Annotated in this window: 14 protein-coding genes; 9 read left to right on the top strand and 5 right to left on the bottom strand. The window is 67.9% G+C overall.

All coding sequences use genetic code 11. The features are described 5' to 3' along the window. Positions 1-218: 218 nt before the first annotated feature. Complete coding sequence (locus AB0M14_RS36555) at positions 219-2,378, top strand: hypothetical protein (protein ID WP_365004823.1); 2,160 nt, start codon at positions 219-221, stop codon at positions 2,376-2,378. A gap of 10 nt (positions 2,379-2,388) precedes the next feature. Continuing rightward, the gene (locus AB0M14_RS36550; protein WP_365004387.1) at positions 2,389-2,622 is read left to right on the top strand and encodes a Trm112 family protein; all 234 of its coding nucleotides are present in this window, start codon (positions 2,389-2,391) and stop codon (positions 2,620-2,622) included. A gap of 3 nt (positions 2,623-2,625) precedes the next feature. Here AB0M14_RS36550 and AB0M14_RS36545 read toward each other — a convergent pair whose 3' ends face one another. The 5 genes from AB0M14_RS36545 to AB0M14_RS36525 form a co-directional block, all read right to left on the bottom strand. Beyond that, complete coding sequence (locus AB0M14_RS36545) at positions 2,626-3,252, bottom strand: TetR family transcriptional regulator (RefSeq protein WP_365004384.1); 627 nt, start codon at positions 3,250-3,252, stop codon at positions 2,626-2,628. Next, positions 3,249-4,031 carry an ABC transporter permease gene (locus AB0M14_RS36540; protein WP_365004381.1) on the bottom strand — a complete coding sequence of 261 codons (783 nt, stop codon included), beginning with the start codon at positions 4,029-4,031 and terminating at the stop codon, positions 3,249-3,251. Before AB0M14_RS36540 ends, AB0M14_RS36545 begins: the two co-directional genes overlap by 4 nt. Beyond that, positions 4,028-4,756: an ABC transporter ATP-binding protein gene (locus AB0M14_RS36535; protein ID WP_365004378.1), complete on the bottom strand. Its 729-nt coding sequence runs from the start codon at positions 4,754-4,756 to the stop codon at positions 4,028-4,030. The genes AB0M14_RS36540 and AB0M14_RS36535 overlap by 4 nt, the downstream gene beginning before the upstream one ends. A 90-nt stretch (positions 4,757-4,846) precedes the next feature. Then, positions 4,847-6,382 (bottom strand): multicopper oxidase domain-containing protein, encoded by a 1,536-nt coding sequence (locus AB0M14_RS36530; RefSeq protein WP_365004375.1) that lies wholly within the window; start codon positions 6,380-6,382, stop codon positions 4,847-4,849. 64 nt (positions 6,383-6,446) lie between these two features. Next, positions 6,447-6,920 (bottom strand): MarR family transcriptional regulator, encoded by a 474-nt coding sequence (locus tag AB0M14_RS36525; protein WP_365004372.1) that lies wholly within the window; start codon positions 6,918-6,920, stop codon positions 6,447-6,449. Positions 6,921-7,016: 96 nt separating this feature from the next. Between AB0M14_RS36525 and AB0M14_RS36520 the strand changes: the two genes are divergently transcribed. The 7 genes from AB0M14_RS36520 (at position 7,017) to tyrS (ending at position 13,941) form a co-directional block, all read left to right on the top strand. Next, a complete protein-coding gene (locus AB0M14_RS36520) occupies positions 7,017-7,712 on the top strand; it encodes an NAD(P)H-binding protein (protein ID WP_365004368.1) in 696 nt (231 codons plus the stop codon). Between the two features lie 112 nt (positions 7,713-7,824). Next, complete coding sequence (locus tag AB0M14_RS36515) at positions 7,825-9,009, top strand: FAD-dependent oxidoreductase (protein ID WP_365004365.1); 1,185 nt, start codon at positions 7,825-7,827, stop codon at positions 9,007-9,009. Positions 9,010-9,092: 83 nt separating this feature from the next. Further along, a complete protein-coding gene (locus AB0M14_RS36510; RefSeq protein WP_365004361.1) occupies positions 9,093-9,983 on the top strand; it encodes an RNA polymerase sigma-70 factor in 891 nt (296 codons plus the stop codon). A gap of 70 nt (positions 9,984-10,053) precedes the next feature. Next, the gene (locus tag AB0M14_RS36505) at positions 10,054-11,202 is read left to right on the top strand and encodes a low temperature requirement protein A (RefSeq protein WP_365004359.1); all 1,149 of its coding nucleotides are present in this window, start codon (positions 10,054-10,056) and stop codon (positions 11,200-11,202) included. A gap of 22 nt (positions 11,203-11,224) precedes the next feature. Beyond that, positions 11,225-11,839: a DNA-3-methyladenine glycosylase gene (locus AB0M14_RS36500; RefSeq protein WP_365004356.1), complete on the top strand. Its 615-nt coding sequence runs from the start codon at positions 11,225-11,227 to the stop codon at positions 11,837-11,839. Positions 11,840-11,947: 108 nt separating this feature from the next. Then, positions 11,948-12,388 carry a DoxX family protein gene (locus AB0M14_RS36495; RefSeq protein ID WP_365004353.1) on the top strand — a complete coding sequence of 147 codons (441 nt, stop codon included), beginning with the start codon at positions 11,948-11,950 and terminating at the stop codon, positions 12,386-12,388. Positions 12,389-12,657: 269 nt separating this feature from the next. After that, a complete protein-coding gene (gene tyrS / locus AB0M14_RS36490) occupies positions 12,658-13,941 on the top strand; it encodes a tyrosine--tRNA ligase (RefSeq protein ID WP_365004820.1) in 1,284 nt (427 codons plus the stop codon). Positions 13,942-14,342 lie beyond the last annotated feature (401 nt).

Here is a 14,342-nt window from a genome sequence, read left to right as displayed (position 1 = left end):
TATCGGTTGCGTGCCAGCTGCCGAACTCTAACACGGTGCCAGTTCGGTGCTTTCGCCGCTCACGAGGCCGTGCACGGTAGGGTACGGAACTCGTGACGGACAGTGCAGTGGCAGCGGCCTCGGAGGACCAGGTTCCCGCCCCCGAGCTCGATGCCCCCGAGGCGAAACCGGCCGCCGATCGCTGGGATTTCCTCCGCGGCGACGTCTTCCGGTGGGGCGTGGTCACCTCGCTCGGCGTCGTGCTCGGCTACCTCGCGGTGCTGCTGGCCAATGCCCGGCATTTCTACACCGACGACACCGAATCCCAGTACACCGGTCTGTGGATCGGCCTGGGGCAGTCGCTGCGCAACGGCGAGTTCCCGGTGCTGGTGCCCGAACGCTGGATGTCGGGCAACAACACGATGGACGACGCGGGCCTGTTCAATCCGCCGCAGCTGCTGATCGATCTGATCGCGCCGTCGGTGGACAACATGGCGCTCTACGCCACCGTGGTGAAGCTGATCTTCTCGATCATCGCCGCCCTCGGCGTGTACCGGATCTGCCTGGCCTACGGCGCGAAGCCGTGGTGGTCGGCGGTCGCGGGCGTGGCGTTCCCGCTGTCGGGGTTCTTCCTGTTCTTCGACCAGGCCAGCTGGATGACGGCGCTGACCGGGACCGCGTGGCTGGTGCACGCGTGGGCGTCGTCGGTGCGCTACGTGCGCGGGATCGCCGGGCCGATCCCGGTTTTCGTCTTCCTCTATCTGACCATCAGCACCCAGTACATCTTCCCGGCCGTGGAGGCGGTGCTGATGCTGGGCGCGGTCGCCGTCGGCGAGATCCTGTACCAGCGCAAATGGCTGAACGTGCCCAAGCTGGTCGCGGTGGCGGGCTGTGCGGGTCTGGCGGGACTGCTGACCTTCCTGCCCAGCATTCTCTCGGCCAAGGTGACCTGGCGCGGCACCTCGGCGGTGATCAACGACCAGTTCCTGACCATTCCGTGGTCGGAGTCGCTGAACGCCAGCTTGCCCAGCACCCTGCCCGCGTTCACCTCCTGGTGGGGTTATGTGCAGCCGCTGCCGGTCACCTATATCGCCTGGTTCCTGATTCCCGCGCTGGCGTTCATCGACTGGCGCCGGGCCCGGGAGTCGTGGCGGGAACTGTCCGCGGTGGCGCTGTTCGCGGTGATGATCCTGATGTGGAGCGCCGGACCCGGCACTGTCGGGCCGCTGCGCTGGCCGGTGCGGTTGCTGCCGATGCTGGCCATCAGCCTGCTGGTGCTGGTGTGTGTGCTGGTGTCGCGCTACGGGACCTTGTCGAGCCTGCGGACTCGCGCGCTCGCGGCCGGTGTGCTGATCGCGGCGCTGTGGCTGCGCTCGTTCTCGGCGGACCCGCATAATTTCGTCCGGCATCTGATCGCGGTGGTCGTGGTGGGCGCGCTGGTGGCGGGAGCGGTGTGGCTCGGACAGAACCGGGGCGTGGCCGCGGTGTGCCTCATGAGTATCGCCGCCATGTTCCCGATCGCGTTCTGGCAGGTGGAGGCCGCGCAGCCGACGCCGATGTCCTACAACTATCCGACCAACCGTTCCGAGGCCAAGGCCGCGTTCCCGGATTTTCCCGGCAACACCATCCAGCTCGCCGAACGCGGCCTGGTGCAGCCCGGGGACAAGAGCCTCGACGGCGCCTACGGGTCGCTGGTCTTCGGCAACTACGCCAAGTCCCTGGACCTGAGCTACGTCAACGGATACACCCCGACCGGCCACTTCTACTTCGGTGAGCTGCTGTGCATGCGCTGGGATTCCAGCGTCTGCCCCGACGCCTATCGACGGTTGTTCGCGCCCGAGGAGTCCACCGGTCGCCCGCTGGTCGACTTGATGAAGCTGGATCGGGTGGTGCTACAGCGCGCGCTGTTCACCGACATGGCGGGTCAGCCGGCCCCGGCGGGCTGGAAGTGGGTCGACTATCCCGGCCACGACAAGTACATCCTCGTGCTGGAGCGGGAGAACGGGCTGATCTCGACCCAGAACGGCCGCGTCGCCGATGTCTCGGCGGGGCAGGCGACTTCGCTCTCCGAGACCGCCACCACCAGCCGGGTCCGGGTGAACGCGCCCGACGGTGCGCACATCGTGTTCGCGCGATTGGGTTGGCCGGGGTACCGGGCCACCCTCAACGGCCGTCCGATCCCGATTTCGGTGACGGCGAAATCCTTTGTCGCCATAGATCTTCCGCCGGGCACCGAAGCCGGCGAGCTGGTGCTGACCTGGCGTCCGCCGGGCTGGAAGATCGGCGTCACGTCCGCGCTGGCCGGTGTGGCGGGGCTGGCGCTGCTGCAACTGATGTATGTCCGGGAACGCCGTCGCGAAGCGCGGGAGCGTGCTCGGGTCGCCGCGGACGTCGGGTAAGTTTTCGGTCATGCCGGAGGAAACCGCGTTGGACGCCACCCTGTTGAGCCTGCTGGCCTGCCCGCAGGACAAGGGCCCGCTGCTGCTGGTCCGTGCGGGCGGCGGCGAATCCCTGCTGTACAACCCGCGTCTGCGCCGCGCCTACCCGATCGAGAACGGCATCCCGGTGCTGCTCGTCGACGAGGCCCGCGACGTCACCGACGCCGAGCACGAGACCTTCACCGGTCAGCACACCTCGGCCTGAGGGTCAGCCGCGTTCGATCTCGCCGGTGAGGTAGCGCTGCAACGTCGGCCCCACCGCCGCGACCAGAGCGGGAATCGGCATGGACGCGATCGGCTCGACCCCGACGATCTTGCGTGCCACCAGCACCCCGATCATCTGCGAGGCGACCAGCGCGATCCGGGTGCGCCCGTCGTCCTCGGGCGTCGCGATCCGCAGCCGCACCCGTTCCAGCACCACCTCGAGCAAGAAGGTGCGCGCCAGGTCGGGATCGCTGCCGCCGAGCAGCGTGCGCACGGCGGCGATCAGACCGGGTCCGGCCGGGGAATCCCACACCGTCGCGACCGCCTGCAAGATCGTCGCGCCGAGCTGGTCGATCGGTGCGGCTTCGATGAGCCGCAGCGTCGCCTCCGGGTCCACCGGGAGCTCGACCACGGCGGCGAACAACTTCTGTTTCGTCCCGAAGTAGTGATGCACCAGCGCCGGATCGACTCCGGCGGCGGCGGCGACTCCGCGGATCGAGGTCTTGTCGAATCCGGCCTCGGAGAACCGGACGCGCGCCGCCGCCAGAATCGCCTCCCGCGCACCGGATTGCCCGGGTCTGCGCCCGGACCGTCCGTTGGGTGCTTGCGCGCCAGGCTTTTCCGCCGTCATGCGGTGCGCCGCCGCAGCGTCGCCGCGCCCAGTATCAGGGCGACGACCGCGAACCCGGCCACCACAGCCAGATCCCGCCACATCTGCCCGGTCGCCTCGGGATTGCGCGAAACCTCTTGCAGCGCATCGACGGCGTAGCTCAGCGGCATCACGTTGCTGATCGGCTCCAGCCAGCTGGGCAGCTGATTGCGCGGAACCAGCAAGCCGCACAGGAAGATCTGCGGCGCGACCACTACCGGCATGAACTGCACGGCCTGGAACTCGGTGCGCGCGAACGCGCTTGCCAGCAGCCCGAGGGCCACACCGCAGACCGCGTCGACCATCGCGATCAGCACCACCCAGCCCGGATTGCCGGCGGCGTCGAGACCGAGCAGCCCGAAGGACACCAGACATGCCACCCCCGCTTGCGCGGCGGCGGCCAGCGAGAACGCGGTGCCGTATCCGGCCAGCAGGTCGAGCTTGGAAAGCGGTGTGGTGAGCAGTCTTTCGAGGGTGCCGGAGGTGCGTTCGCGTTGCATGGCGATCGCGGTGATCAGGAACATCACGATGAACGGCAGGATGCCGAGCATGCTGATGCCGACCTTGTCGAACAGGGTGGGGCCGTGCGGGGCGTGCGGGGCTTCCTCGTAGATGAAGTACAGCAGGGTCATCAGCAGTGCGGGGACCACGAGAATCATGGCGACGGTGCGGTGGTCGTTGCGCAGCTGCCGCAGAATGCGTTCGGTCGTGGCGAGATACGGCCGCAGCGACGGGCGCGGCCGCGCGAGGGTGGCGGTCATGCGGAGGATCCCATCGTGATGAGGGTCAGGAAGGCGCGTTCCAGGTTCTGTTCGCCGGTGCGTTCGCGCAGCTCGTCGGGGGTCGATTCGGCCAGGACGTGGCCGTCGCGCATCAGCAGCAGCCGGTCGCAGTGCTCGGCCTCGTCCATGACGTGGCTCGACACCAGCAAAGTCGTGCCGCCCGCGGCCAATTCGTGGAATTGCTGCCACAGATCCACGCGCAGCACCGGATCCAGGCCGACGGTCGGCTCGTCGAGGATCAGCAGGTCCGGTTGGGCCACCAGCGCGCACGCCAGCGAGGCGCGGGTCTTCTGGCCGCCGGAGAGTTCGTCGCCCCGCTGCCGCGCGTGCTCGCCGAGCCCGACGGCATCGATCGCGGAGTCGACGGCGGCGCGCTCGCGGCCGTAGAGCGCGGCGTAGTAGCCGACGTTCTCGCGGACGCTGATGTCGGCATAGATGCTGGGGGACTGGGTGACGTACCCGATCCGCCGCCGCAGTTCCGGCGCCCCGGCCGGGAGGCCCAGGGCCCGCACCTCGCCGGATTCCACGATCTGGGTGCCCACGATGGACCGCATCAGCGTGGTCTTGCCGCAGCCGGACGGGCCGAGTAGGCCGGTGATCGACCCGCGCGGCACCGTCATCGAGATCTGGTGCAGCACTTCACGTTTACCGCGCCGGACGGTGAGATCCCGGACATCCACAGCCGGTGCTGAGGGTTGCGACATGGTCGCCTCGATTCCTCGGTGCGCTCAATTCATCGAGCGTTGAATTCATTATGTGATGAATTTAGCGCGGCACCGCCCCGGACGCAAGACTCAATGACCGTGGGAAGGCGGTGTCCCCGCGCTCTGACCAGGCTCGACGACCACGAACTGGCCCATCATGCCCTGGTCCTCGTGCCAGAGCAGATGGCAGTGATACATGTACGGGGTGTCGGGATCGGCCGGCCCGTCGAAGCGCAGCGCCAGCCGCACCGTGCTGTTGGGCGCCACGAACACCGTGTCCTTGGCCCCCGACAACGGTGCCGGCGGCGGCGCGTCGTTCACCGAGAGCACCCGGAACTGCACATCGTGGACATGGAAGTTGTGCGGCATCCCGTCGGCGTTGCGCACCACCCAGATCTCGGTGCTGCCCCGGGTGACGGTGAGGTCGATCCGATCCATCGCCATCGGAACGTTGTTGATCCCGGCCAGATTCAGGTCGAACCGCCGCTCGCGCACCGCATCCGAGCCGTCGGGCACCGCCGGCTCGGCGAGCGTGGCCGGCAGTTCGGGGGCGGAGCGCAGGGTGGCGGCCGCGCGCAGCTCGAGGATGTCGAACCGGTCGTCCCCGCCCGAGAAGCGCTGATTCCAGAAGTCGAACCCGGCGTCGAGGGTGTTGCTGCGCAGCACTGTTCGCTCACCGGCGCGCATCCGCACCACGATCTCCGCGCGCTCGCCGGGGGAGAGCTGGACGCGATCCAGCGTGATCGGGCGCTGCACCAGACCCCCGTCGGTGCCGATCAGGGCGAAGGTGCGGTTGTCCTCGAAGGCGAAATTGTAGATCCGCGCGGTGGAGGCGTTGAGCAGGCGCAACCGCACCAGGTCGTCGCCGACCTCGCGATAGGGCGCGAGGGTTCCGTTGACCAGGATCTGCTCGCCGAGGAACCCGGCGTTGCGGAAGATCTTGTGCGAGTTGTCGAAGCCGGAGCCGTCGAACTTCACGTCCTGCACGATCACCGGCAGATCGTCGACGCCGTAATTGCTCGGTAGCGACAGGGATGCGGAGTTCTCGTCGTCGAGCAGGAACATTCCGGCCAGCCCGCGTCGCACATGCTGCTCGGTCTTGCCGTGCGGATGCGGGTGGTACCAGAGCGTCGCGGCGGGCTGATCCACGGTCCACTGCGGTGTCCAGGTGCGGCCCGGGTCGACCATCTGGTGTGGTCCGCCGTCCATGGCCGCGGGCAGATGCATGCCGTGCCAGTGCACGGTCGAGGCTTCGGGCAGCGCGTTGCGCACTCGGACCTCGACCCGTTCGCCGCGCCGCGCCCGCAGCGTCGGGCCCAGGTAGTCACCGTTGAATCCCCAGGTCTCGGTGATCTTGCCCGGCCGGAATTCCTTTCTCCCGGAACGCATGTCGAGCTCGAAGACGCGCCGGCCGTCCGGCCCGAGGACGCCCTCCTGGAGCGGTGGAATCGCCAGCTGATTGCGGAAATCCGTGGCGCCGACCGTGGATACGGCGGCGCCGGTGTACACCCAGGCGAAGACCCCGCCCAGCAAGGCGGGCACCAGGACGGCCAACGCGACAACACTGAGCAGCAGCCGCCGCAACCGGCGCGGTCGCGCAGGGGTATTCGAAGACACCGAAGACATGCACCGACGGTAGAAATCGGGACGTCCTCAGGGCATCGGGGAGCGGCCCCATTTCCCCCCTGGTCTACCCCTGAGTGAGTTCCTGGGTCGCGTCCTGGCCCGCGGTGGTGGTACGGCGCAGGAAGTCGGCGATCAGCTCGAGCTGTTCCTCGGTGTACTGCTCGCACAGCGCGTCCATGCGGGTGTTCATGCCCGACAGCATGCGGTAGAGCTCCGGATTGCGATCGCGCACCGCGCGCACCGTGACCGCGCGGCGATCGGCCGCCTCCGGATCGCGCTCGCGGGTGATCCAGCCGCCGCGCTGCAGGCGATCGAGTACGCCGGTCATCGTCGCGGGATGCAGGCCCGCCAGCTTGGCCAGCGCGCCCGGGCTGATCGGCCCGTGCCGGTTGACCAGGTCCAGGCAGTTCCAGTCCGCGTCCTTGAGTTCCAGTTTCGTGCCGAACTGGCGATTCAGCAGGGCCAGTTGCGTATTGAGCTCACGCAGGGAGTCCTTGACGGCGGCGGCCGCCCGCCTCTTGTTCCTTACGTCACTCATATATTACGGTCCTCGTATTAGATGGTATGGTTCTCATATGATACGGCGCTCCAATCGAACGGCGCCGGAGGCATACCGCTTCATCTGGAGGAAGACATGCGGATCATCGTTTTCGGGGCCAACGGACCCACCGGCCGGCTGCTGACCGGCCGAGCGCTCGACGCGGGTCACGACGTCGTCGCCGTCACCCGCAAGCCGGCCGAGTTCCCGCTCGCGCACGATCGGCTCACCGTCTTCGAAGGCGATGTGCTGCAACAGGATTCGGTCGACACCGCGATCGCGGGCGCGGACGCGGTGCTGTCCACCCTCGGTGTTCCGTTCGGCAAGGAGGAGATTCGCACCTACTCCGCCGGGGTCGCGAACATCGTCGCCGCCATGCGGCGGCACGGTGTGCGGCGCGTCGCGGTGGTCTCCTCCAGCGCGGTCGACCCGAAGCCGTACCCCGACGCCGGATTTCTGTTCAACCGGGTGCTGCAGCCCTACGTCGCCAGGGTGCTGGGCAAGACGCTCTACGACGACATGCGCCGGATGGAAGCCTTGATCACCGCCACCGATCTGGACTGGACCGTGGTGCGCCCGAGCGGGCTGTACGAACTGCCCGCCGGCACGGAATACACGATGGCCGAAGGTCACTTGGACAAGCGGTTCACCGCGCGAATCGACCTGGCTGCGAGCCTGTTACGGCTGGCCGAGGAGGAATTGTTCGTGCGCAAGACCGTCGGCGTGGTCACGACCACCGACAACCCGAGCATGCTGCAAGTGCTGCGCAGCGAGGCTCTGGGCAAGCACTGAATCGGGACCTCCGCACGGATGTGACACAGGTCACTTCGGGATGTGTCACGTCCGGCGCCGGTCATCTGTCCCATGGTCGTCACCAACCAAGACACCATCGGGAGCAACCGCCATGAGCACCAACACCACCACCCACCGGATCGTCGTCCTCGGCGCGGGCTACACCGGCATGCTGGCCGCGATCCGGCTGGCCCGGCGCACCCGCAAACTCGACGTGCGGGTCACCCTGGTGAATCCCTCCGACCGGTTCACCGAGCGGCTGCGCATGCACCAGGTCGCGGCCGGTCAGGAGCTGACCAACCACAATATCCCCGCCATCCTCGACGGCTCGGGCGTCGAATTCGTCCAGGGCTGGGCCACTTCCATCGATCCGCGGACGCAGCGCGTCTACCTCGAAGGGACCGCCACCCTGCACTATGACGAACTGATCTACGCCCTGGGCAGCAGCACCGACACCAGCACGGTGCCCGGCGCCGCCGACCACGCCTGGACCCTCAACGATCCGCGCGCGGCCCGCCGGTTCGCCGAGCAGCTGGCCGTCGTCGAGGCCAACGGCGGCACCGTCGCGGTCTGCGGCGGCGGCCTCACCGGCCTCGAGGCCGCGACCGAGATCGCCGAGCAGCACCCAGGTTTGACCGTGACCCTGATCAGCAGCGGCGAGCCGGGCGCGATGATGGGCGACAAGGCCCGCGCCTACCTGAACAAGGCGCTGGACCGGCTGGGCATCGTCCGCGAGCTCGGCCGGCACGTCACCAAGGTGCTGCCCGACGCGGTGGAACTCGCGGGCGGCGAACTGATTTCGGCCGACCTGACGCTGTGGACCACCGGCGTGCGGGTCTCCCCGCTGGCCGCCGAGGCGGGCATCGACACCGACGCCCGCGGCCTGATCGTGGTCGATCCGACGCTGCGCTCGGTCTCGCATCCGACCATCTACGCGGTCGGCGACGCGGCCGCGGTCCGCCAGGCCTGGGGCCAGATCCACGGCACCTGCCAGTCCGGATTGCCCACCGCCGCCTACGCCGCCGACACCATCGCCCGCCGGCTGCGCGGAAAGACCGTGCGCCCGTTCCGGTTCGGCTACTTCCATCAGCCGGTCAGCCTGGGTCGCAAGGACGGGATCATCCAGTTCACCAAGGCCGACGACACCCCGGGCCGGTTCTACCTGACCGGTCGCGCGGCGGTCATGTACAAGGAAAGCGTCAGCAGCACACCGCCGTTCGCCTTCAAGATGAGCCAGAAGATGACGGTGTCGGTGCAGCTGTCCAAAGGCGGCAAGGCCACCCGTGCCGCGGCCTGAGGATCGCGGATAGCCCGCCGGGCGACCACCCGGCGGGCTATCCGGTGATTGCGCAGGTGAATCCCATTCAGGAATATGAGCAGATGATCGACGCGATGCCCACCGACGACGCCTTCATCGAACACCGCCGACTGCTGTTCGCCACCGCGTACCGGATGCTGGGCACGGTCACCGACGCCGAAGACGTCTTGCAGGACGCCTGGCTGAAATGGCACGCCACCGACCAGTCGACCGTGCAGCATCCGAAGTCCTACCTGGTGCGCACCGTCACCAATCTGTCGCTGAACCGGCTCACCTCCGCGCGGGCCACCCGTGAAACCTACGTCGGCCCTTGGCTGCCCGAGCCCCTGCTGACCACACCGAACATCGCCGAGGACACCGAATTGGCCGATACCGTCTCCACCGCGATGCTGGTGGTCCTGGAGACCCTGAACCCGGTCGAGCGCGCGGTCTTCGTGCTGCGTGAGGTGTTCGGCTACACCCACGCCGAAATCGCCGACACCCTGGACAAACCCGAAGCCACGATCCGCCAGATCGCACACCGCGCCCGCGCCCACGTGCAGTCCCGCCGGCCCCGGTTCGACACCGACACCGCTGAACGCGCGCACGTCACCGAACAATTCATGTCCGCCTGTGCCGGCGGCGACCTCAACGCCCTGATGGACTTGCTGGCCCCGGACGTCACCTCCTGGTCCGACGGCGGCGGTGTGGTGACCGCGGCCCGGCGCCCGCTCTACGGCCCCGACCATGTCGCCCGCTGGGTGCTCGGCGTCCTCGCCAAGCCCACCGTCGCCGGGGTCGAACTGACCTCCGCCCATATCAACGGCGAACTCGGCACCCTGGCCAGCATCGGCGGAAACCCGGTGGCCGCCTTCACCTACGACTTGGTCGACGGGCGGATCCAGAATCTGCGTTTCCAGGTGAACCCGTCCAAGTTGAAGGGGCTCTACCTGGACCCGGGCACTGTCGCCTGAATCGTACGGCCGAGCCGTAGACCGCCTCGCCATACCGGCTACATCGTGGTCTTCGTTCTAGGCTGCTGCCGTGACCAGTGCGCCCACGGGAACCGCTCCCGACGGTGGACAGCTCCGGGTGTCGACCCTGGAACTGTTCTTCGACCTCGTTTTCGTCTTCACCATCACCCAGCTGACCCATGTCTTCGTGCACCATCCGGGCTGGCCCGCGGTCGCGCAGATCGCGCTGATGTTCGGCGTCATCTGGTGGATGTACTCCGGCTACGCCTGGCTGACCAACGAGGTCGCGCCGACCACCAGCGGCCGGCGCACGCTGCTCACGATCGGCATGTTCGGCTTCTTCGTGCTCGCGCTCGCCGTGCCCGACGCCTTCCACGGCACCGGCGTCGCGTTCGGTCTCGGCTACGTCCTGGTGACCACGATTCACACCGCCCTGTTCGCGACCAGCGGCGGCGCCTCCGCGACCATCGCCATCAAACGGATCGCGCCGTTCAACGCGGTGGCCGCGATCCTGGTGCTGGTCGGCGGGTTCCTGCACGGATGGGCGCAATACCTGTGCTGGGCGCTGGCATTCGCGTGTCAGGTGCTGAGTCCCTACCTGATCGACACCAACGATTTCGTGGTCCGGCCCCGGCACTTCGCCGAACGTCACGGTCTGGTCATCATCGTCGCGATCGGTGAATCCATCGTCTCCATCGGCGTCGGACTGACCGGGCGCGATCTCACCGTCGGCCTGGTCGCCAATGTGGCGGTCGGGCTGGGACTGGCCTATGTCCTGTGGTGGGCCTACTTCGGCATCGACGACGAACGCGGCGAACACGCGCTGACCGCGATCCCGTCGCGGGAACGGTCCCGGCCCGCCGTTCTGGCCTACGGCTATTCGCTGTATCCGATGCTGATCGGCGTCACCCTGGCGGCGGCCGGAATTCAGATGAGCATCGCGCACGGCAACGAACCCGCGAGCCTGGCGGCCGCGACGGCGCTGTCCGGTGGCGTCGCACTGTATTTCGTCGGCCAGTGGGCCTTCCGGGTTTCCCTCGGACTGCCCCGCCCGTGGACCCGGCTGATCTGCGCGGCCGCGGTCTGCGCCACCATTCCGATCGGCGTCGCCTGGGTGGCGTGGGCGCAGCTCGCCACGCTGGTCGCCGTCGCCTACGCGGCGGTCATCATCGATGACGTGATCACGCTGCGCTCCGGGCACCACAGCTCCTACATCTGAGTTTCCGGAACAATGGGGAGCCGTGTCCGCTGACGAACTAGCTGTCGAACCACCCGTCGCCGCCCGCAGACTGCTCGGTGCGACCCTGTGGTCGGGCGCGGTCGGGCTGCGCATCGTCGAGGTCGAGGCGTACGGCGGCGACCCGGCCGGACCGTGGCCCGACCCGGCCTCGCATTCCGGCCGCGGACGGACCACCCGCAACGCGGCAATGTTCGGCCCGGCCGGGGTGCTGTATGTCTACCTCTCCTACGGCATGCACAGATGCGTGAACGTCACCAGCGGTCCCGACGGCATCGCCAGCGCGGTCCTGCTCCGCTCCGGCGAGGTGATCGCGGGCCGGGACGAGGCCCGCGCGCGTCGCACCACCGCCCGCACCGACGCCGATCTGGCCAGGGGCCCGGGCAATCTCGGTAGCGCGCTGGGAATCACGTTGGCCGACTACGGCACCGACCTCTTCGACCCCGCCGCGCCGATCCGGCTGGAACTCGACGGCGTTCTCGATCCCGGGGAGATCGCGGGCGGGCCGCGCGTGGGCGTCAGCACCGCCGCGGAGGTGCCCTGGCGTTTCTGGTTGCCGTCCTCGCCCGCTGTTTCGGCCTATCGCCGCAGCCCACGGGCCGCGAAACCGATGCCGTAGCAACTCCCGGAAAAAGTTTTCGCGGACAGCGATGAATTCGCGAACGAGGGTCCGTCCTATCTGTTGAACGCGCTACCAACCCAGCGCGACCGACCAGAAGGACCTGAAATGACCACCGCCGACGCTTCCGCCAACTACTCCAACGACGCCAGCACCAACCGCCCCGGCAAGATCCGCAACCGGGTGCTGTGGACCCTGCAGATCGTGCTCGGACTGTTCTTCATCATCGCCTCGGGCGGGCCCAAGCTCGTCATCCCGAACACCTTGATGGACAACGCCCCCGAGAACCTGACCATCCCGCTGGGTCTGCTGATCTTCATCGGTGTCGTCGAGGTCGCCGGCGGTATCGGCCTGATGGTGCCGCGGCTGAGCGCCCTGGCCGCCGCGGGCCTGTCCGTGCTCACCGTGCTGGCCGCCGCGACGCAAGCCTTCATCGCCGACAAGCCGCTGATGGGGATCTTCCCGCTGGTGCTCGCGGGGATCTTCGCCTGGATCGCCTACGAACGCCGCGCCACCCTCACCGACCTGCGCAACACGATCAAGCGATGACACAGTCCTGAAGCACGGCCGGCGATCGGTGGTTCCGCCCACCGATCGCCGTGCCGTGCTCTCCGGGATCGATCACTGTCGGGTTGGCGGTGATCGATCCAGCGGCCATCTGGTCCGCGGCGCCCCGGCCCGGGCGCCGCACCAGATGGCCGTCGTCGTGCCGGGGCGTTAATCGCTGGCCCGTCGCCTGCCGCTGCCGCACAATTCAGCCCGGGACCTGCGCATCGGCGCAGGATCGGCGTACGGAAAGATGGGAAAGCGTGAGTGAACTGAGCGGCGACATCATCGATGAACTGACCTGGCGTGGACTGATCGCACAGTCCACCGACCTGGATGCCCTGCGCGCGGCGCTGGCGGCCGGTCGGCTCACCCTCTATGCCGGTTTCGATCCCACCGCCGCCAGCCTGCACGCCGGACACCTGGTGCCGTTGCTCGCGCTCAAGCGTTTCCAGCGCGCCGGGCACCGCCCGATCGTGCTGGCCGGCGGCGCCACCGGACTCATCGGCGACCCGCGCGACGTCGGCGAGCGCAGCATGAACTCCACCGATACCGTCGCCGAATGGGCCGGGCGGATCCGTTCGCAGCTGGAGCGTTTCGTCGACCTCGACGACTCCGACACCGGCGCGATCATCGTCAACAACATGGACTGGACCGGCCCGCTGTCGACCGTCGACTTCCTGCGCGACATCGGCAAGCACTTCTCGGTCAACGTGATGCTGGCCCGCGACACCATCAAGCGGCGCCTCGACGGTGAGGGCATCTCCTACACCGAGTTCAGCTACATGCTGTTGCAGGCCAACGACTACCTGCAACTGCGCCGCCAGCACGACTGCACGCTGCAGGTCGGCGGGTCCGATCAGTGGGGCAACATCATCGCCGGCGTCGAACTGAACCGCCGCGTCGACGGTGCCGCCGTGCACGCCATGACGGTGCCGCTGGTCACCTCCTCCGACGGCAAGAAGTTCGGCAAGTCGACCGGCGGCGGCAGCCTGTGGCTGGACCCGGAGATGACCAGTCCCTACGCCTGGTACCAGTACTTCGTGAACACCGCCGACGCCGATGTCATCCGGTACCTGCGCTGGTTCACCTTCCTGTCGCGGGAAGAACTGGACGAGCTGGAAGCGGCGACCGCCGAGCGCCCGCATGCCCGGGAGGCGCAGCGCCGGCTGGCGGCGGAGATGACCACGCTGGTGCACGGCGCGGAGAACACCGAGTCGGTGCAGCTGGCGAGCCAGGCGCTGTTCGGCCGCGGCGAATTGCGGGAGCTGAACGAGCCGACGCTGGGCGCGGCGTTGCGCGAGGCGGCGGTCGACGGCGTGGTCGCGGAGGTCAAGGCGGGGGAGACGATCGTCGATCTGCTGGTGGCCAGTGGTCTGTCCGAGAGCCGCGGCGCGGCCCGGCGCGCGGTGAACGAGGGCGGCGCGTACGTGAACAACGAGAAGATCTCGGACCTGGAATGGACGCCCGCCGAGGCCGACTACCTGCACGGAAGCTGGCTGGTGCTGCGCCGGGGCAAGAAGAACCTGGCCGGCGCGCGGCGCGCGGAATTCTGATCTTGTCGTGGCTTGGGTCACAAAATAGTGGCCCAAGCCCGCTTTCGACCGGCCTGAACCAGGTCTGACCAGCGGAATTACAAGCGTGTAGTGCGGATTTGACCTTGCGTTCCTCGCCGCGTAACTTATGTCGAGTCAGAGCGACACGGACACCGACCCGGAGCCGAGAGGCGAGGGAAACGAGGTAGGACGAGGAGCGCCTGACATGCCAGATTGCATGTCCGAGCGGGGATTTGACACCGCATGGTGCATGCCTTAGGCTGGAACAGTTGCCTCACGGAAGTCCCGGTTAAGACCGGTCCTGAAGTGTGTGCGTGTGTTCTTTGAGAACTCAATAGTGTGTCGATGAATGTCAGTGCCAATTATTTATTGGTGCCAGCCATTTCATACCCCCCGGTTGG

The organism is Nocardia sp. NPDC051832, assembly GCF_040681285.1.
GTDB lineage: Bacteria > Actinomycetota > Actinomycetes > Mycobacteriales > Mycobacteriaceae > Nocardia.
Note: the sequence above shows the minus strand (reverse complement) of the source record. Positions and strands in the feature narration are given on the sequence as shown.